Here is a 17,010-nt window from a genome sequence, read left to right as displayed (position 1 = left end):
AGCGACAGAAAATTATCGTTGATCGCGTCCCACGGCAGTGGGCGTGATCAACTTTCATAAAAAAGTCTCGTCGTTCCGATTTTTTTCGGCCACAGATGAAACACCTGGTTCTGTGGTCTTGAAGAGATACAACCAAACTCAGAAGGGGGTGCCAGTCATGCCAACAATGAACCAGCTCGTGCGCAAAGGTCGCAAAGCTAAAATCAAGAAGTCCAAATCTCCGGCGTTGCAGTACACCTACAACACCATGAAGAAAGAGGTTGTGCCACAAAGCGCTCCGCAAAAACGCGGTGTTTGCACTCGTGTGGGCACCATGACTCCTAAAAAGCCTAACTCCGCTTTGCGTAAATATGCGCGTGTTCGTTTGACCAACGGCACGGAGGTTACCGCATACATCCCGGGTATCGGCCACAACCTGCAAGAGCACAGTGTTGTGTTGATCCGTGGTGGTCGTGTAAAAGACTTGCCAGGGGTTCGTTACCACATCGTTCGTGGTGCGCTTGACACCGCAGGGGTAGCTAACCGTAACCAAGCACGTTCCAAATACGGAGCGAAACGTCCTAAGAAATAATGCAATTGATTCAGCATAGAACAACGAGGAAAAGGAGGGAGAAGCATGCCACGTAAAGGCCCAGTAGCTCGTCGGGATGCGCTGCCAGATCCGATTTACAACAGCAAGCTGGTGACCCGTCTCATCAACCGCCTGATGTATGACGGTAAGAAAGGCACTGCACAACGCATTTTGTACAATGCATTCGATCTCATTCGCGAACGTTCCGGTAACGATCCGATGGAAGTGTTTGAACAAGCACTGAAAAACGTAATGCCTGTACTGGAGGTTAAAGCTCGCCGTGTGGGTGGTGCCAACTACCAAGTACCAGTAGAGGTGAAACCAGAACGCCGCACCAGCCTTGGTCTCCGTTGGTTGGTAAGCTACGCTCGTCTGCGCGGTGAAAAAACCATGGAAGAGCGTTTGGCTAACGAGATCATGGATGCTGCGAACAATACCGGTGCAGCCGTGAAGAAGAAAGAAGATACGCACCGTATGGCGGAAGCCAACCGTGCATTTGCTCACTATCGCTGGTAAACAACATTCTTTCCAATATGAAGGGAGAAATTTCCGATGGCACGCGAATTCTCCTTGCAAAATACACGTAACATTGGGATCATGGCTCACATCGACGCTGGTAAAACGACCACCACTGAGCGTATCCTGTTCTACACCGGTCGCGTACACAAAATTGGTGAGACGCATGAAGGTGCGGCCACCATGGACTGGATGGAGCAAGAGCAAGAGCGCGGAATCACCATTACATCCGCAGCGACGACCGCTCAGTGGAAAGGTCATCGTGTCAACATCATCGACACTCCAGGCCACGTTGATTTTACCGTTGAGGTAGAGCGTTCCCTCCGTGTATTAGACGGGGCAGTAGGTGTTTTTTGTGCAAAAGGTGGCGTAGAGCCACAATCTGAAACGGTATGGCGTCAAGCTGACCGTTATGGCGTACCGCGTATTGCGTATGTCAACAAAATGGACATTCTCGGTGCCGATTTCTACGGTGCGGTAGAGCAAATGCGTGAGCGTCTTGGCGCAAATGCTGTGCCGATCCAAATTCCAATCGGCTCTGAAGAAACATTCGAAGGTGTGATCGACCTCATCACCATGAAGGCGATCATTTACACCGACGATTTGGGTACCACTTCTGAAGCTCGTGAGATTCCAGCAGAATACGCGGACAAAGCGGAAGAATACCGCAACAATCTGGTAGAAGCCGTAGCCGAATTGGATGAAGAGCTGATGATGAAATACCTCGAAGGTGAAGAACTCACCCAAGAGGAAATCGTTTCTGCTCTCCGCAAAGGTACCTGTGAAGTGAAAATCACTCCGGTTCTCTGCGGTTCTTCTTACAAGAACAAAGGGGTGCAACCACTCCTCGACGCAGTTGTCGCGTACCTGCCTTCTCCGCTGGACGTGCCAGCGATCCAAGGCACTTTGCCAGACGGTACGGAAATTGCGCGTCAATCGAGCGACGAAGAGCCGTTTGCCGCTCTGGCGTTCAAAGTGATGACCGACCCGTACGTAGGGAAGTTGACCTTCTTCCGCGTTTACTCGGGTACGCTTGAATCCGGCTCCTATGTGATGAACACCACCAAAGGGAAGCGTGAGCGGATCGGACGGATCTTGCAAATGCACGCGAACCACCGTGAAGAGATCTCCAAAGTTTACGCCGGTGACATCGCCGCAGCAGTAGGCTTGAAAGATACCACCACGGGTGAAACCCTTAGTGACGAAAAGAATCCGATCATTCTTGAGTCCATGGAGTTCCCAGAGCCGGTAATCAAGATCGCTATTGAGCCGAAATCGAAAGCGGACCAAGACAAAATGGGTCTGGCCCTCACCAAATTGGCTGAAGAGGACCCGACTTTCAAAACTTGGACCGATGAAGAGACAGGCCAAACGATCATCGCTGGTATGGGTGAGTTGCACCTGGAGATCATTGTTGACCGCTTGAAACGCGAGTTCAAAGTGGAAGCCAACGTTGGTGCACCACAGGTTGCTTACAAAGAAACCTTCCGCTCCTCTGCGAAGGTGGAAGGGAAATTTGTTCGTCAGTCTGGTGGTCGTGGTCAATACGGTCACGTATGGATCGAGTTCGAACCATTGGAGGAAGGCGCTGGCTTCGAATTCGTCAACAAAATCGTCGGTGGTGTGGTTCCGAAAGAATACATCCCAGCGGTTCAAGCAGGTATCGAAGAAGCCATGCAAAACGGTGTCTTGGCTGGATTCCCGTTGGTTGACGTTCGCGCGACCATTGTGGATGGTTCTTACCACGATGTGGACTCCTCCGAGATGGCGTTCAAAATTGCTGGTTCAATGGCCCTCAAAGCTGCCAAATCTAAGTGTAACCCAGTCCTCCTGGAGCCGATGATGAAAGTAGAAGTCACGGTGCCGGAAGACTACATGGGTGACGTGATGGGTGACATCAACTCCCGTCGCGGTCGTGTAGAGGGTATGGAAGCACGCGGTGGCGCTCAAGTGATCCGTGCGATGGTGCCTTTGGCGGAAATGTTTGGTTATGTAAGTAACTTGCGTTCCCGCACCCAAGGCCGTGGTGTGTTCTCCATGGTGTTTGACCACTATGAAGAAGTACCGCGCAACATCGCTGACGAGATCGTGAAGAAGCGTTCCGGTGAGTAATTCCATTTGTTCCAAGCGTTGAGAAACTGGTGAAGCGGGAACTTTCCGCTTCCCGGATTTTCAAATATCTATTACAATAATACTTAGTTTCATGAGTAAAGGGAGGATACCTAGTCATGGCAAAAGCCAAGTTTGAGCGTACAAAACCTCACGTAAACATTGGTACCATCGGTCACGTTGACCATGGTAAAACCACTCTGACCGCTGCTATTACCACGGTATTGGCACAAAAAGGTGGCGCAGAAGCGACCGCTTATGACCAAATCGACAAAGCTCCAGAAGAAAGAGAGCGCGGTATCACCATCTCCACCGCACACGTGGAGTATGAAACCGACAAGCGTCACTATGCTCACGTTGACTGCCCAGGTCACGCTGACTATGTGAAAAACATGATCACCGGTGCTGCGCAAATGGACGGAGCGATCCTGGTAGTATCCGCAGCTGACGGCCCAATGCCGCAAACTCGTGAACACATCCTGCTCTCCCGTCAGGTAGGCGTTCCATACATCGTTGTGTTCTTGAACAAATGCGACATGGTTGACGACGAAGAGTTGCTGGAACTGGTAGAAATGGAAGTACGCGAACTTCTGTCCGAGTACGAATTCCCAGGCGACGACATCCCTGTAGTTGCTGGTTCCGCACTGAAAGCTTTGGAAGATCCAACTGGTGAATGGGCTCAAAAAATTCTCGACCTGATGAACGCTGTAGACGAGTACATCCCAGAGCCAGAGCGCGACACCGACAAAAGCTTCCTGATGCCAGTAGAGGACGTATTCACCATTACTGGTCGTGGTACGGTTGCTACCGGTCGTGTAGAGCGCGGTGTAGTTAAAGTGGGTGACGAAGTTGAGATCGTAGGTCTTGGCGAAACCCGCAAAACCGTATGTACTGGTGTTGAGATGTTCCGCAAACTGCTCGAATCCGCTCAAGCTGGTGACAACATCGGTGCCCTGCTGCGTGGTATTGAGCGTAAAGACATCCAACGTGGTCAAGTACTGTCCAAACCGGGCAGCGTAAAACCACACACCAAATTTAAAGCTCAAGTTTACGTATTGTCCAAAGAAGAGGGCGGACGTCACACCCCATTCTTCTCCAACTACCGTCCGCAATTCTACTTCCGTACGACTGACGTTACCGGCATCATCAAACTGCCAGAAGGCGTTGAAATGTGCATGCCTGGCGACAACATCGAAATGGAAGTAGAACTGATCGCTCCGATCGCGATCGAAGACGGTACCCGCTTCGCTATCCGTGAAGGTGGACGTACCGTAGGTGCTGGCGCAGTTACCGCTATCATCGAGTAATTTCGCCTAAACCTCAAAAAAAAGCTGTTAACCCGATGGGTTAGCAGCTTTTTCATTTGTATTTCTCATTGAGTGTAGGATGGGGAGGAACAGGGCTGTTGCTCTCTGTTGTCATAAATGACTTTTACGTTTTTTTCAAGCTGTCATGGGTTATGGAGGTCTATGCAATGGAAGCGTTGAGGTATGACTTGCAAGCAGGGCGTCAATCTAGTAAAATATTGTAAGTTCGTCGTGTTCATGAGAGGAATTCAAGTGGTAGCAAGCACTCCCTTATTTGTCGTTTCGGCAAAATCAAAGAAAAAGCTTGCATAAGCCTCTGTTTTTCATTATAATCTTGAATGTTGTCATGAACGCGATGATGCGAAAGGTTGCCGACACACCCGGCCCCTTTGCCATGGCTGGGCGGGAAATTTTCGCGGAGAAGTTCATTTAATAAAATGGGCGAGAAGGAGGGTTACCAATGGCAAAACAAAAGATTCGCATTCGTTTAAAGGCTTACGATCACCGTGTGCTGGATCAATCCGCGGTGAAAATCGTTGATACCGCCAAGCGCACCGGAGCCAGCGTATCTGGTCCGATTCCGTTGCCAACCGAAAAAACGGTTTACACGATTTTGCGTGCGGTTCACAAATATAAAGACTCTCGTGAGCAATTCGAAATGCGCACTCATAAACGCCTCATCGACATCGTGAATCCAACGCAACAAACCGTTGACGCGCTGATGCGCCTGGATTTGCCGTCCGGTGTTGATATTGAAATCAAATTGTAATCCTGACTTTAGAGTGGTAGGAGGTGTACAAAGTGAAAGGGATTCTCGGTAAAAAGATCGGGATGACGCAAATCTTCAACGAAGATGGCGTGGTTGTTCCCGTTACCGTTGTTGAAGCGGGTCCATGCGTAGTGTTGCAAAAGAAAGATATTGCCAATGATGGTTACGAAGCAATTCAGCTCGGCTTCGAAGAGAAGAAAGAGCATCGTGCGAACAAACCAGAATTGGGCCATGCCAAAAAAGCAAACGCGGCGGCACAAAAATTCATCAAAGAATTCCGCGGCGTAAACTTGGCTGACTATGAATTGGGCGCGGTAGTAAAAGCCGACATCTTCTCTGAGGGAGAGCTGGTGGATGTAACCGGTACTTCCAAAGGGAAAGGCTTTGCTGGTGCGATCAAACGCCACAACCAATCCCGCGGGCCGATGAGCCACGGTTCCCGTTATCATCGTGGTCCAGGTTCCTTGGGTGCGATTGCCCCGGCACGCGTATTCAAAGGCCAAACCCTGCCAGGACGCATGGGCGGAGAGCGTGTAACGACGCAAAACCTGCAAATCGTGCGTGTTGATGCAGAGAAAAACTTGCTCCTGATCAAAGGTGCAGTACCAGGGCCTAAAAATAGCTATCTTGTAATCAAATCTGCTGTCAAAGGCAGCTAATTGATCGATCAAAGAAAGGAGGAGCATCCATGCCAAAGGTAACAGTCTTAGACATGAGCGGTAAACAAGTGGGAGAGATCGAATTGGCAGATGCCATTTTCGGCATTACCCCAAATGAAGCCGTATTGCATGATGCCGTTGTGATGCAACAAGCATCGCTTCGTCGTGGCACCCATGCTGTGAAAAACCGTGCAGCTGTTCGCGGCGGTGGTAGAAAACCATGGAGACAAAAAGGCACCGGACGCGCGCGTCAAGGTAGCATCCGTTCTCCGCAATGGGTAGGCGGTGGTGTGGTATTCGGTCCAACTCCACGCACCTATGCTTACAAATTACCTAAAAAGGTTCGTCGCTTGGCGATCAAATCGGCTCTCGCTTCCAAAGTGATTGACAGCCAATTGGTTGTACTGGATGAACTGAAACTGGAGCAACCAAAAACCCGTGACATGGTTCAAGTGCTCAAAAACCTGGGAGTAGAAAGAAAAGCGTTGGTTGTTGCTGACAACCTGGAAGACAACGCAGTGCTCGCTGCACGCAACATCCCAGGAGTGAAACTTATCACTGCTGATGGCGTCAACGTACTGGACGTCCTCTATCACGACAAATTGATTCTCACTCGTGGAGCTGTGAATCGCGTTGAGGAGGTGCTTGGCCAGTGAAAGACCCACGCGATATTATCCGTCGCCCGGTCATCACCGAAGCTTCCACCGGCATGATGGAGCAAGGGAAATACGTTTTTGAAGTAGATCCCCGTTCCAACAAAGTGGAAGTGAAAAAAGCGATTGAGCAAATCTTCGGTGTGAAAGTTGACCAAGTGAACACCATGCGTGTTCCAGGCAAAATGAAACGTTACGGCCGTTACACCGGACGTACTGCCGAAAGAAAGAAAGCGATCGTGAAGTTGGCTGCCGACAGCAAACCGATCGAAATCTTTGAAGTGTAATTATCCTAAACAAAAAGGAGGGAAAAAGGCATGGCTGTAAAACATTTTAGACCAACGACTCCATCTCGTCGTCATATGACCGTTTCTTCTTTTGAAGAAATCACCACCGACAAACCGGAGAAATCCTTGCTTGTTACGCTGGTGCGCAAAGCGGGCCGCAACAACCAAGGTCGGTTGACTGTTCGCCATCAAGGCGGTGGTCATAAACGCAAATACCGTATTATTGACTTCAAGCGCAACAAAGATGGCATCCCAGGTAAGGTCGCTACAATCGAGTACGATCCAAACCGTTCCGCCAACATCGCGCTGATTCATTATGCGGATGGTGAAAAACGCTACATTCTCGCTCCGCATGGCTTGAAAGTCGGCACCACCATCATGTCCGGTCCGGAAGCAGACATCCGTGTGGGTAACGCACTGCCACTGAAAAACATTCCTGTAGGTACCGTCATCCACAACATTGAGATGAAACCAGGCCGCGGTGGACAATTGGTGCGTGCAGCAGGTGCTTCTGCACAACTTCTGGGTAAAGAGGGCAAATACGCGATCATCCGCCTGACCTCTGGTGAAACCCGCATGATCAACCTGGAGTGCCGCGCGACCATCGGTCAAGTGGGTAACCTGGATCATGAGCTTATCACCATTGGTAAAGCTGGACGTGCTCGTTGGTTAGGCAAGCGCCCGACCGTTCGCGGTTCCGTTATGAACCCGGTAGACCATCCGCACGGTGGTGGTGAAGGTCGCGCGCCAATCGGACGCAAGTCTCCGATGACCCCATGGGGCAAACCGACGCTTGGTTATAAAACCCGTAAGAAAAACAAAGCATCTGACAAATATATTATCCGTCGTCGCAAGAAGTAATCTAGGCTGGGAGAAAGCCTCACTCGAAGGGAGGTTAATTACATGGGCCGCAGCTTGAAAAAAGGACCATTTGTAGATGCGCACCTGATTAAAAAGGTTGAAGAACTGAATGAAAAAGGTGAAAAGCGAGTGATCAAAACCTGGTCTCGCCGTTCCACCATTTTCCCTGACTTCATCGGTCACACTTTCGCAGTGCATGATGGTCGCAAACATGTTCCTGTATTCGTGACTGAAGACATGGTAGGTCACAAGTTGGGTGAGTTCGTTCCAACCCGCACCTACAAAGGTCACGCCGCTGATGACAAGAAAACGAAAAGACGGTAGAGGTCTTGTTGAAGAGAGGGGGGTTACAACATGGAAGCTAAAGCTGTTGCACGTTATGTGCGCATCGCTCCACGCAAAGCGCGCCTGGTAATGGATTTGATCCGCGGTAAGTCCGTGGAAGAAGCCATCGCGATTTTAAAATTCACTCCTCGCGCAGCATCTCCGATTATCGAGAAAGTACTCGCTTCTGCTGTGGCAAATGCTGAGCACAACTTTAACATGGACACCAGCCGTCTGGTTGTAGCGAAAGCGTTTGTTGACGAAGGTCCAACACTGAAGCGTTACATGCCTCGTGCTATGGGACGTGCGAGCCGCATTAACAAACGCACCAGCCACATCACCGTGGTTGTGAGCGAAAAGTAATCAACTATTGAACAAGGAGGGATGAAGCTGTGGGTCAAAAGGTAAATCCAGTTGGTCTGCGTGTCGGGGTGATTCGCGACTGGGAATCCAAATGGTACGCTGACAAAGACTATGCTGATTTATTACACGAAGACATTAAGATCCGTGAATTCGTGAAAAACAAGCTGAAAGACGCAGCGGTTTCCACTGTAGAGATTGAACGCGCAGCCAACCGCGTAAACATCAGCATCCATACCGCGAAGCCGGGGATGGTTATCGGTAAAGGTGGTTCGGAAGTTGAAGCATTGCGCCAACAGCTTGCGAAACTGACCAACAAGAAAGTTCACATCAACATTAACGAAATTAAAAATCCAGAGCTTGATGCATATTTGGTTGCAGAAAGCATCGCGCAACAATTGGAGCGTCGCGTTTCTTTCCGCCGTGCGATGAAACAAGCGATTCAACGTTCCTTGCGTGCTGGAGCAAAAGGGATCCGCACGATGGTGAGCGGACGTTTGGGTGGAGCGGACATCGCCCGTAGCGAAGGTTATAGCGAAGGAACGGTACCTCTTCACACCCTGCGCGCTGACATCGACTATGGGTTTGCGGAAGCGCACACCACTTATGGTCGGATTGGTGTGAAAGTGTGGGTATACCGTGGCGAGGTATTGCCAACCAAAAATAAAGGAGCAGCGGAAGGAGGCGAGTAATCTATGTTGATGCCTAAACGTGTGAAATACCGCCGTCCGCATCGTCCGAGCCTGAAAGGGAAGGCGAAAGGCGGTACGGAAGTCGCATTCGGCGAGTACGGATTGCAAGCACTTGAGCCAGCTTGGATTACGAACCGTCAAATCGAAGCTGCCCGTATCGCCATGACCCGTTACATCAAACGGGGTGGTAAAGTATGGATCAAGATCTTCCCAGATCAACCAATCACCCAAAAGCCGCTTGAGGTTCGGATGGGTAGCGGTAAAGGTTCTCCTGAAAAATGGGTAGCGGTCGTAAAACCAGGTCGCATCATGTTTGAGTTGGCCGGAGTACCGGAAGAAACAGCTCGCGAAGCAATGCGTCTGGCGGCAATGAAATTGCCGGTGAAAACGAAGTTCGTAAAACGTGAAGAAGCGGGTGGTAACGAATGAAAGCAAAAGAATTAGTAGAGTTGACCACCGCCGAGATTGAGCAAAAGCTCGCACAGTACAAGGAAGAACTGTTTAACCTCCGCTTCCAGTCGGCCACTGGGCAATTGGAAAACCCTGCTCGGATTGGCCAAGTTCGCAAGGCGATTGCCCGTGCTAAAACCGTTCTGCGGGAGCGCGAACTGGGAATCGAAAGGAGGAAACAGGGATGAACGAGCGTACAACTCGCCGTAAAGTACGTGTCGGCAAAGTGGTCAGCGATAAAATGGATAAAACGATTGTTGTCGCTGTTGAGACCTATAAGAAACATCCACTGTACGGTAAGCGTGTGAAATACACGAAAAAATTCAAAGCTCATGACGAACACAACCAAGCGAAAATCGGCGATGTAGTAAAAATCATGGAAACTCGTCCGCTTTCTAAAGACAAACGTTTTCGTTTGGTAGAAGTCGTTGAAGAAGCTGTGATCATCTAACTTGAGACACGCGTGAATGACGCGGGAAGGAGGGAAAACCATGATCCAACCTCAAACACGTCTTCGTGTCGCTGACAACTCTGGTGCGAAAGAAGTTATGTGCATCCGTGTATTGGGTGGCTCCAAAAAGTCCACTGCTAGTATCGGTGACATCATCGTGGCTTCCGTAAAACAAGCTACACCCGGTGGCGTTGTCAAGAAGGGTGATGTAGTGAAGTGCGTGGTGGTACGTACGGTTCGTCCGTCTCGCCGTCCAGATGGTTCCTACATCCGTTTTGATGAAAACGCGGCGGTTGTTATCAAAGAAGATAAAAGCCCACGTGGAACTCGTATCTTCGGACCTGTTGCCCGTGAGCTGCGTGATCGCGATTTCATGAAAATCGTATCTTTGGCACCGGAAGTACTGTAATATAAAGTTCTTTATGGCTGGTACCACGTCAGTATGCAAGGAGGTGCTTAAGACATGCACATCAAAAAAGGCGATATGGTTATCGTTATGCGCGGCAAAGAAGCGCCGTACTTTGAAAACGGCAAAAAGGTTTACACCCGCGGTCGCGTGATCAAAGTTCTCCCAAAAGAGAACCGCGTGGTAGTCGAAGGTGTGAACATGGTGAAGAAGCATTCCCGCCCGACTCAAGCCAATCCTCAAGGTGGCATCATCGAAAAGGAAGCGCCAATCCATGTTTCCAACTTGATGATCGAGGATCCAAAAACGAAAGAACCAACTCGTGTTGGTTACAAATTCGTTGAAGGCAAGAACGGTGAGAAGAAAAAAGTTCGCGTAGCCAAAAAGTCTGGCGAAATTCTTGACAAGTAACGTTTAAGGAAGGGAGGTACACAAAGTGGCAGCACGTCTGAAAGAGATGTACCTGAACGAGGTTGCTCCCAACCTCATGAAAAAATTCAACTACAAATCTACTATGCAAGTGCCAAAAGTTGAGAAAGTGGTCATCAACATGGGTGTGGGTGAAGCTGTAGCCAACGCGAAAGTGTTGGATGGAGCGGTAGAAGACTTGACGTTGATCGCTGGTCAAAAGCCAATCATCACCCGTGCAAAAAAATCGATCGCTGGCTTCAAGCTTCGTGAAGGCATGCCGATCGGTGTGAAAGTAACTCTTCGTGGTGAGCGGATGTATCACTTCTTGGACAAACTGATGAACATCGCTCTGCCACGCGTACGCGACTTCCGTGGGGTTTCCCCAAAAGCGTTTGACGGCCGTGGGAACTACACCCTGGGTCTGAAAGAACAGCTGATCTTCCCGGAAATCGCATACGATAAAGTGGATAAAGTTCGCGGTATGGACGTTGTGATCGTGACAACGGCCAACACCGATGAAGAAGCTCGTGAGCTGCTTACCCAAATGGGTATGCCATTCCGCAAGTAGTCCCGAACGGGATTAAAAATACGATTAAAGGAGGGAATCACTTGGCCAAGAAGTCGATGATCGTAAAGGCTAAGCGTGAGCCGAAATTTGCAGTGCGCGCTTACACCCGTTGCGAACGTTGTGGTCGTCCACATTCCGTATTGCGCAAGTTTAAGCTGTGTCGTATCTGCTTCCGTGAGTTGGCCTACAAAGGGCAGATTCCCGGCGTTAAAAAAGCAAGCTGGTAATGATGATAGGAAGGAGGGTTTCGCATGGTGATGACTGACCCGATTGCAGATATGCTGACTAGAATTCGTAACGCCAACATGGTTCGCCATGAGAGCGTTGAGTTCCCTGCGTCTCGTATGAAACGGGAGATTGCTGAAATCCTGAAACGTGAAGGATTTATTCGCGATGCTGAATATATCGAAGATAACAAGCAAGGTATTATCCGCATCTTCCTGAAGTACGGTCAGAACAACGAAAAAGTAATTACCGGGCTGAAACGGATCAGCAAACCCGGTTTGCGTGTTTATGTAAAATCTAATGAAATTCCACGTGTATTGCGTGGTCTGGGTATTGCCATTTTGTCTACGAACAAAGGCATCTTGACTGACAAAGAAGCTCGCCAAAACAAAGTGGGCGGAGAAGTACTCGCTTATATCTGGTAATTTGGCTAACGGATGGAGGTGAACGGAATGTCCCGTATCGGAAAAAAAACAGTTGTTATTCCAGCTGGCGTTGAAGTGAAAGTCGAGGGCGGCAAGGTAACGGTGAAAGGTCCGAAAGGCACACTGACCCGCGACTTCCATTCCGATATCGCCATCAAGTTGGAGAACAACGAATTGATCGTGGAACGTCCAAGCGATCATCGCACACACCGTGCACTCCATGGTACCACCCGCAGCTTGATTGCAAACATGGTTGAAGGTGTATCCAATGGATTCTCCAAAACACTTGAGTTGGTAGGTGTCGGATACCGGGCTTCCAAGAAAGGAAGCAATCTGGTGTTGAACGTAGGTTACTCCCACCCAGTGGAAGTGACACCGCTCGAAGGGATTGAGTTGGATGTACCATCTCAAACCCAGATCGTTGTTAAAGGAATTGACAAGCAAAAAGTCGGCGAAATGGCCGCTAACATCCGCAAGATTCGTGAGCCTGAGCCATACAAAGGCAAAGGGATTAAATACAGCGATGAAGTTATTCGCCGTAAAGAAGGTAAAACTGGTAAGTAATCGAATCGCCTAACTAGAAGGGAGTGAGCTAGACCGTGATTCGCAAGGAAGATCGCAATAAGAAACGGAAAAAACGCCATCTGCGTGTACGCAAACGGTTGTTTGGTACGGCTGAGCGCCCACGTTTGAACGTGTTCCGCTCTTCCAACAACATTTATGCACAATTGATCGATGACACCGTGGGTCACACGATCGCTTCTGCGTCCACCCTGGATAAGGAGTTCCAAGCTAAAGGTGTGAATGGTGGAACGGTTGAAGCGGCACGTATTGTTGGTGAGATGATTGCAAAACGCGCGATTGATAAAGGACACAAAGTAGTTGTGTTCGATCGTGGCGGATATCTCTATCATGGTCGGGTTAAAGCTTTAGCTGAAGGAGCACGGGAAGGGGGTCTAGACTTTTGAGCAAGCAAGAGAAACCACGCAAAAGAGATGCTGCGCAATCCGAGTATATCGAAAAGCTGGTTAACATTAACCGCGTAGCGAAGGTCGTTAAAGGTGGTCGTCGTTTCAGCTTCAGCGCGCTGGTTGTTGTCGGCGACGGCAAAGGCAAAGTCGGTGCGGGCATCGGTAAAGCGGCTGAGGTACCGGAAGCGATTCGCAAAGGTATCGAAGATGCCAAAAAGAACATGATTACTGTTCCTTTGAAAGGCAACACCATCCCGCATGATGTGGTTGGCCGTTTCGGCGCTGGCCAAGTCATCATGAAACCGGCTTCCAAAGGTACCGGGGTAATTGCGGGCGGACCTGTACGTGACGTGTTGAACGCGGCTGGTGTGGGCGACATCCTCACCAAATCGACCGGTTCCAACAACCCGATCAACATGGTTCGCGCAACTTTGGCGGGATTGGAAAGCTTGAAGCGTCCTGAGGACGTTGCAAAACTGCGCGGCAAAAGCGTAGAGGAATTGTTGGGTTAAGGAGGGATGACCGTGGCTAAGAAGCTGGCAGTTACGCTGAAGCGTAGTATGATTGGCCGTCCGGAAGTGCAACGCGTCACCCTGCGCACACTCGGTCTGACGAAACGTGAGCAAACCGTTGTCCATGCAGACAATCCGGCGATTCGTGGCATGATCAAAAAAGTGAACCATCTGGTGGAAGTGAAAGAAATCGCTGAATAAGCGATATGATCTGTTGAAGAGGAGGTGCGAAGGATGAAACTGCACGAGCTGAAACCTGCCCAAGGCTCTCGTCACAAGAAAAAACGACTTGGTCGCGGCATTTCTGCTGGCCAAGGTAAGACGGCTGGTAAAGGTCATAAAGGTCAAAATGCCCGCTCTGGTGGTGGTGTGCGTCCTGGCTTTGAAGGTGGTCAAAACCCGATTTACCGCCGTTTGCCAAAACGCGGCTTTACCAACCCAAATCGTGTGGAGTATGCGATTGTCAACCTCGACACCTTGAACCGTTTTGAAGAGGGAACAGTTGTTACTCCGGAACTCTTGGTTCAAGAAGGCGTTGTGAAAAACTTGAAAGATGGTTTGAAAATCCTGGGCAATGGCGAATTGAGCAAGAAACTTACCGTGAAAGCTCATAAATTCTCTGCCTCTGCGATTGAAAAAATCAACGCCGTTGGTGGAGCGACGGAGGTAATCTAATGATTCGGAACCTGGGAAACATCTTTAAGGTGGAAGATCTTCGTCGTCGTATCTTTTTTACCCTGATGATGTTAGTGGTTTTTCGGATCGGAAGCTTCATTCCGGTTCCGAACACTAACGCCAATATCCTTCAGCAAATGATGAATGAGACCCAAGGGGTTTTCAATCTCATCAATGCTTTTTCAGGGAATGCCTTACAAAACTTCTCCATCTTTGCGATGGGCATTATGCCTTACATCACCGCATCGATCGTTGTGCAATTGCTCTCGATGGATGTGATTCCGGCGTTTTCGCGCTGGGCGAAAGAAGGGGAAGTGGGGCGCCGCAAGCTTGCCCAGTTTACCCGTTATTTTACGGTGGTGCTGGCCCTCATCCAGTCGATCGGTGTATCGATCGGGTTTAACAGAGCCGCTGCCGGGTTCATTGTGGATGAAAGCGTGTGGTCGTATTCCTTAATCGCCTTGTCCTTGACAGCGGGTACCTGTTTCTTGATGTGGATGGGTGAGCAAATCACCGACAAAGGGATTGGAAATGGCATTTCCATTTTGATCTTTGCGGGGATCGTCGCTGGTCTGCCGGGTCAAGTGGGCTATTTGGCCGAAGATTTCTTTAAGGACAAAGACCAATTGTTCCTGGGCATTCTGAAGATGGTTGGCGTTTTGCTTGTTGCAATCATCCTGATTGTGGCGGTTATCTACATTCAGCAAGGCGTAAGAAAGATCCCGGTACAATACACGAAGCGTGTGGTTGGACGTAAAATGTATGGTGGTCAATCGACCCACATTCCGATGAAAACCAATGCTGCTGGTGTAATTCCTGTGATCTTCGCCCTTTCGCTCTTGATGTTTCCGCAGACGATCGCACAGTTCTGGCAAGGCAATCCTGTTGCTGATTGGATTATTGTCAACTTTGACTACACCAAGTTTAGCCTCGGGATGGCACTGTACGTGATCCTGATCATCGGATTTACTTACTTCTATACGTTTGTGCAGCTCAACCCAATTCAATTGTCTGATCAGATGAAGAAAAATGGTGGATTTATTCCAGGTGTCCGCCCTGGCAAAGCCACAACCGCCTACCTGACCAAGGTGATGAACCGTTTGACCTTGACGGGTGCCCTGTTTTTGGCGGCCGTGTCCATTTTGCCGATCATCCTGATCATCTTGGCGGGCTTGCCGCAGCAAGTTCAGATAGGTGGAACATCCCTTCTGATCGTTGTCGGCGTCGCTCTTGAGACGTTGAAAACAATTGAAAGCCAATTGATCAAACGCCATTATAAAGGCTTTATGCATAAATAAGATGATCGAACACCCCCGGAGCCTTCTTCCGGGGACTATGCATGAGCAGGCCATTGTTGGCATCATCTGCACATGCGGACCGCCCGTAGGCAACCCAACCGGAGGGATGAGGCTTGAATATCGTACTGATGGGTTTGCCCGGAGCAGGAAAAGGCACGCAAGCGAGCCGAATACTTGAGGAGTTGGACATTCCTCACATCTCCACGGGAGATATGTTTCGGGCAGCCGTAAAAGAAGAAACGCCATTGGGCTTGGAAGCAAAGTCCTATATGGAGCAAGGTCAACTGGTTCCCGACCGTGTGACGATTGGTATCGTTCGTGAGCGGTTGGGCAAAGATGATTGTGCGAACGGTTTTTTGTTGGATGGTTTTCCCAGAACGGTTCCACAGGCTGAAGCACTTGATGAATTGACAAAAGAGCTTCATCGCGCTATCGATTTCGTATTATATATTGAAGTAAGCGAAGAAGAACTGCTGAAACGGCTCACAGGGAGACGCATCTGTCGCGATTGTGGTGCTTCGTACCATGTGGTGTTCGCACCACCAAAAGTAGAAGGCGTCTGCGACCGCTGTGGCGGCGAGCTGTACCAGCGCGCTGACGACAGTGCAGAGACCGTTCAAGAACGGCTTAAGGTGAATCTTGAGCAAACACGTCACTTACTTCATTACTACGAATCGACTGGCAAACTTCATCGCGTGAATGGGGAGCAGCCGATCGAAAACGTGACCGAACAAATCTTGTCACTGATTCGAGGTTCCGTGAAATGATTATTTTAAAATCGGCAAAAGAGTTAGACCGCATGAGAGAAGCGGGCAAGATCGTTTATTTGACTCATCAGGAGTTGAAGAAGGCGATCCAACCGGGTGTGACAACGAAAGAGTTGGACCGGATCGCGGAGAAAGTGATTACCCGTTTTGGTGCCATTCCTTCTTTTAAAGGGTATAATGGGTTTCCCGGAAGCATTTGCACTTCGGTCAACGAAGAACTGGTTCACGGGATTCCAAGTGACCGCACGTTGAAAGAGGGGGATATCATCTCCATCGACATCGGCGCGTGTTATGAAGGGTACCATGGGGACTCGGCTTGGACTTACGCCGTAGGGAAAATTTCTCCAGATGCGGAAAAATTGCTTTCAGTTACCGAAGCGAGTCTGTACAAAGGCTTGGAACAAGCAAAGCCTGGTGCGCGCATTGGTGATATCTCTCATGCCGTACAACGAGTCGCTGAAGAAGCGGGCTTTTCGATTGTGCGTGAGTATGTGGGTCATGGCATTGGCCAAAACCTGCATGAGGCGCCGAGCGTTCCTAATTATGGATTAGCTGGGAAAGGGCCTCGGTTGAAGCCGGGGATGACCTTGGCAGTGGAGCCGATGGTTAACTTCGGTAAACGCTTTGTGCGGACACTTGCGGACAATTGGACGGTTGTGACGACTGACGGTTCAATCTGCGCCCATTTTGAGCACACGATTGCGATCACGGATGAAGGCCATGAGATTTTGACGAAAGCGTAA

28 protein-coding genes are annotated in these 17,010 nt (G+C 49.7%); all 28 read left to right on the top strand.

Translation table 11 applies throughout. The annotated features are described in order from the left end of the window. Positions 1-157: 157 nt before the first annotated feature. Complete coding sequence (gene rpsL, locus QQZ12_RS13545; protein ID WP_022738858.1) at positions 158-571, top strand: 30S ribosomal protein S12; 414 nt, start codon at positions 158-160, stop codon at positions 569-571. A 45-nt stretch (positions 572-616) separates the two neighbouring features. Further along, entirely contained in the window at positions 617-1,087 is a 471-nt protein-coding gene (gene rpsG, locus QQZ12_RS13540) for a 30S ribosomal protein S7 (RefSeq protein ID WP_102991326.1), read from the top strand. A 36-nt stretch (positions 1,088-1,123) separates the two neighbouring features. Next, positions 1,124-3,199, top strand: a complete 2,076-nt coding sequence (gene fusA / locus QQZ12_RS13535) for an elongation factor G (protein WP_102991327.1) — start codon at positions 1,124-1,126, stop codon at positions 3,197-3,199. Positions 3,200-3,315: 116 nt separating this feature from the next. After that, on the top strand, positions 3,316-4,503 hold the full coding sequence (gene tuf / locus QQZ12_RS13530) for an elongation factor Tu (RefSeq protein WP_102991328.1): 1,188 nt from the start codon (positions 3,316-3,318) through the stop codon (positions 4,501-4,503). Positions 4,504-4,963: 460 nt separating this feature from the next. Then, positions 4,964-5,272: a 30S ribosomal protein S10 gene (gene rpsJ / locus QQZ12_RS13525; RefSeq protein ID WP_029072148.1), complete on the top strand. Its 309-nt coding sequence runs from the start codon at positions 4,964-4,966 to the stop codon at positions 5,270-5,272. A gap of 32 nt (positions 5,273-5,304) precedes the next feature. Beyond that, positions 5,305-5,931: a 50S ribosomal protein L3 gene (rplC, locus tag QQZ12_RS13520; protein ID WP_106342794.1), complete on the top strand. Its 627-nt coding sequence runs from the start codon at positions 5,305-5,307 to the stop codon at positions 5,929-5,931. A gap of 29 nt (positions 5,932-5,960) precedes the next feature. Further along, positions 5,961-6,587, top strand: a complete 627-nt coding sequence (gene rplD, locus QQZ12_RS13515; RefSeq protein WP_102991330.1) for a 50S ribosomal protein L4 — start codon at positions 5,961-5,963, stop codon at positions 6,585-6,587. Next, positions 6,584-6,871: a 50S ribosomal protein L23 gene (rplW, locus tag QQZ12_RS13510; RefSeq protein ID WP_102991331.1), complete on the top strand. Its 288-nt coding sequence runs from the start codon at positions 6,584-6,586 to the stop codon at positions 6,869-6,871. Before rplD ends, rplW begins: the two co-directional genes overlap by 4 nt. A gap of 30 nt (positions 6,872-6,901) precedes the next feature. After that, a complete protein-coding gene (gene rplB, locus QQZ12_RS13505) occupies positions 6,902-7,732 on the top strand; it encodes a 50S ribosomal protein L2 (protein WP_284724543.1) in 831 nt (276 codons plus the stop codon). A gap of 42 nt (positions 7,733-7,774) precedes the next feature. Then, a complete protein-coding gene (gene rpsS / locus QQZ12_RS13500) occupies positions 7,775-8,056 on the top strand; it encodes a 30S ribosomal protein S19 (protein ID WP_022738868.1) in 282 nt (93 codons plus the stop codon). Positions 8,057-8,086: 30 nt separating this feature from the next. Then, on the top strand, positions 8,087-8,419 hold the full coding sequence (gene rplV / locus QQZ12_RS13495; protein ID WP_022738869.1) for a 50S ribosomal protein L22: 333 nt from the start codon (positions 8,087-8,089) through the stop codon (positions 8,417-8,419). A 29-nt stretch (positions 8,420-8,448) separates the two neighbouring features. Then, positions 8,449-9,108 carry a 30S ribosomal protein S3 gene (rpsC, locus tag QQZ12_RS13490; RefSeq protein WP_022738870.1) on the top strand — a complete coding sequence of 220 codons (660 nt, stop codon included), beginning with the start codon at positions 8,449-8,451 and terminating at the stop codon, positions 9,106-9,108. 3 nt (positions 9,109-9,111) lie between these two features. Continuing rightward, positions 9,112-9,537, top strand: a complete 426-nt coding sequence (rplP, locus tag QQZ12_RS13485; protein ID WP_022738871.1) for a 50S ribosomal protein L16 — start codon at positions 9,112-9,114, stop codon at positions 9,535-9,537. After that, the gene (gene rpmC / locus QQZ12_RS13480; protein WP_022738873.1) at positions 9,534-9,746 is read left to right on the top strand and encodes a 50S ribosomal protein L29; all 213 of its coding nucleotides are present in this window, start codon (positions 9,534-9,536) and stop codon (positions 9,744-9,746) included. Before rplP ends, rpmC begins: the two co-directional genes overlap by 4 nt. Continuing rightward, positions 9,743-10,009 carry a 30S ribosomal protein S17 gene (rpsQ, locus tag QQZ12_RS13475; RefSeq protein ID WP_022738874.1) on the top strand — a complete coding sequence of 89 codons (267 nt, stop codon included), beginning with the start codon at positions 9,743-9,745 and terminating at the stop codon, positions 10,007-10,009. Before rpmC ends, rpsQ begins: the two co-directional genes overlap by 4 nt. Before the next feature lie 40 nt (positions 10,010-10,049). Next, complete coding sequence (gene rplN / locus QQZ12_RS13470; RefSeq protein ID WP_102991332.1) at positions 10,050-10,418, top strand: 50S ribosomal protein L14; 369 nt, start codon at positions 10,050-10,052, stop codon at positions 10,416-10,418. A gap of 54 nt (positions 10,419-10,472) precedes the next feature. Beyond that, a complete protein-coding gene (rplX, locus tag QQZ12_RS13465) occupies positions 10,473-10,826 on the top strand; it encodes a 50S ribosomal protein L24 (protein WP_102991333.1) in 354 nt (117 codons plus the stop codon). A 25-nt stretch (positions 10,827-10,851) separates the two neighbouring features. After that, a complete protein-coding gene (gene rplE, locus QQZ12_RS13460; protein ID WP_022738878.1) occupies positions 10,852-11,394 on the top strand; it encodes a 50S ribosomal protein L5 in 543 nt (180 codons plus the stop codon). 41 nt (positions 11,395-11,435) lie between these two features. Beyond that, a complete protein-coding gene (locus tag QQZ12_RS13455; RefSeq protein ID WP_022738879.1) occupies positions 11,436-11,621 on the top strand; it encodes a type Z 30S ribosomal protein S14 in 186 nt (61 codons plus the stop codon). 24 nt (positions 11,622-11,645) lie between these two features. Next, positions 11,646-12,044, top strand: coding sequence for a 30S ribosomal protein S8 (rpsH, locus tag QQZ12_RS13450; protein WP_102991334.1), 399 nt, complete (start codon positions 11,646-11,648; stop codon positions 12,042-12,044). Between the two features lie 27 nt (positions 12,045-12,071). Next, on the top strand, positions 12,072-12,608 hold the full coding sequence (rplF, locus tag QQZ12_RS13445; protein ID WP_284724542.1) for a 50S ribosomal protein L6: 537 nt from the start codon (positions 12,072-12,074) through the stop codon (positions 12,606-12,608). Between the two features lie 35 nt (positions 12,609-12,643). Then, positions 12,644-13,012: a 50S ribosomal protein L18 gene (rplR, locus tag QQZ12_RS13440; RefSeq protein WP_022738883.1), complete on the top strand. Its 369-nt coding sequence runs from the start codon at positions 12,644-12,646 to the stop codon at positions 13,010-13,012. 47 nt (positions 13,013-13,059) lie between these two features. Further along, positions 13,060-13,527, top strand: coding sequence for a 30S ribosomal protein S5 (gene rpsE, locus QQZ12_RS13435; protein WP_029072149.1), 468 nt, complete (start codon positions 13,060-13,062; stop codon positions 13,525-13,527). A 6-nt stretch (positions 13,528-13,533) separates the two neighbouring features. Continuing rightward, positions 13,534-13,728, top strand: a complete 195-nt coding sequence (rpmD, locus tag QQZ12_RS13430) for a 50S ribosomal protein L30 (RefSeq protein WP_102991335.1) — start codon at positions 13,534-13,536, stop codon at positions 13,726-13,728. 33 nt (positions 13,729-13,761) lie between these two features. Then, complete coding sequence (rplO, locus tag QQZ12_RS13425; protein ID WP_054095565.1) at positions 13,762-14,202, top strand: 50S ribosomal protein L15; 441 nt, start codon at positions 13,762-13,764, stop codon at positions 14,200-14,202. Further along, positions 14,202-15,500 carry a preprotein translocase subunit SecY gene (gene secY, locus QQZ12_RS13420; RefSeq protein ID WP_102991336.1) on the top strand — a complete coding sequence of 433 codons (1,299 nt, stop codon included), beginning with the start codon at positions 14,202-14,204 and terminating at the stop codon, positions 15,498-15,500. Before rplO ends, secY begins: the two co-directional genes overlap by 1 nt. A gap of 113 nt (positions 15,501-15,613) precedes the next feature. Continuing rightward, on the top strand, positions 15,614-16,267 hold the full coding sequence (locus QQZ12_RS13415) for an adenylate kinase (protein ID WP_102991337.1): 654 nt from the start codon (positions 15,614-15,616) through the stop codon (positions 16,265-16,267). After that, positions 16,264-17,010, top strand: a complete 747-nt coding sequence (map, locus tag QQZ12_RS13410; RefSeq protein ID WP_106342798.1) for a type I methionyl aminopeptidase — start codon at positions 16,264-16,266, stop codon at positions 17,008-17,010. Before QQZ12_RS13415 ends, map begins: the two co-directional genes overlap by 4 nt.

The sequence above is a fragment of the Laceyella tengchongensis genome (assembly GCF_900182735.1).
Lineage (GTDB): Bacteria > Bacillota > Bacilli > Thermoactinomycetales > Thermoactinomycetaceae > Laceyella > Laceyella tengchongensis.
This window is presented reverse-complemented; position numbering and strand designations above follow the sequence as displayed.

Bases quoted from the DNA above. Each gene is read 5' to 3' on its own strand.
- rpsL (WP_022738858.1), top strand. From the start codon at position 158: ATGCCAACAATGAACCAGCTCGTGCGCAAAGGTCGCAAAGCTAAAATC.
- rpsG (WP_102991326.1), top strand. From the start codon at position 617: ATGCCACGTAAAGGCCCAGTAGCTCGTCGGGATGCGCTGCCAGATCCG.
- fusA (WP_102991327.1), top strand. From the start codon at position 1,124: ATGGCACGCGAATTCTCCTTGCAAAATACACGTAACATTGGGATCATG.
- tuf (WP_102991328.1), top strand. From the start codon at position 3,316: ATGGCAAAAGCCAAGTTTGAGCGTACAAAACCTCACGTAAACATTGGT.
- rpsJ (WP_029072148.1), top strand. From the start codon at position 4,964: ATGGCAAAACAAAAGATTCGCATTCGTTTAAAGGCTTACGATCACCGT.
- rplD (WP_102991330.1), top strand. From the start codon at position 5,961: ATGCCAAAGGTAACAGTCTTAGACATGAGCGGTAAACAAGTGGGAGAG.
- rplB (WP_284724543.1), top strand. From the start codon at position 6,902: ATGGCTGTAAAACATTTTAGACCAACGACTCCATCTCGTCGTCATATG.
- rpsS (WP_022738868.1), top strand. From the start codon at position 7,775: ATGGGCCGCAGCTTGAAAAAAGGACCATTTGTAGATGCGCACCTGATT.
- rplV (WP_022738869.1), top strand. From the start codon at position 8,087: ATGGAAGCTAAAGCTGTTGCACGTTATGTGCGCATCGCTCCACGCAAA.
- rplP (WP_022738871.1), top strand. From the start codon at position 9,112: ATGTTGATGCCTAAACGTGTGAAATACCGCCGTCCGCATCGTCCGAGC.
- rpmC (WP_022738873.1), top strand. From the start codon at position 9,534: ATGAAAGCAAAAGAATTAGTAGAGTTGACCACCGCCGAGATTGAGCAA.
- rpsQ (WP_022738874.1), top strand. From the start codon at position 9,743: ATGAACGAGCGTACAACTCGCCGTAAAGTACGTGTCGGCAAAGTGGTC.
- rplN (WP_102991332.1), top strand. From the start codon at position 10,050: ATGATCCAACCTCAAACACGTCTTCGTGTCGCTGACAACTCTGGTGCG.
- rplX (WP_102991333.1), top strand. From the start codon at position 10,473: ATGCACATCAAAAAAGGCGATATGGTTATCGTTATGCGCGGCAAAGAA.
- rpsH (WP_102991334.1), top strand. From the start codon at position 11,646: ATGGTGATGACTGACCCGATTGCAGATATGCTGACTAGAATTCGTAAC.
- rplF (WP_284724542.1), top strand. From the start codon at position 12,072: ATGTCCCGTATCGGAAAAAAAACAGTTGTTATTCCAGCTGGCGTTGAA.
- rpmD (WP_102991335.1), top strand. From the start codon at position 13,534: ATGACCGTGGCTAAGAAGCTGGCAGTTACGCTGAAGCGTAGTATGATT.
- rplO (WP_054095565.1), top strand. From the start codon at position 13,762: ATGAAACTGCACGAGCTGAAACCTGCCCAAGGCTCTCGTCACAAGAAA.
- secY (WP_102991336.1), top strand. From the start codon at position 14,202: ATGATTCGGAACCTGGGAAACATCTTTAAGGTGGAAGATCTTCGTCGT.
- map (WP_106342798.1), top strand. From the start codon at position 16,264: ATGATTATTTTAAAATCGGCAAAAGAGTTAGACCGCATGAGAGAAGCG.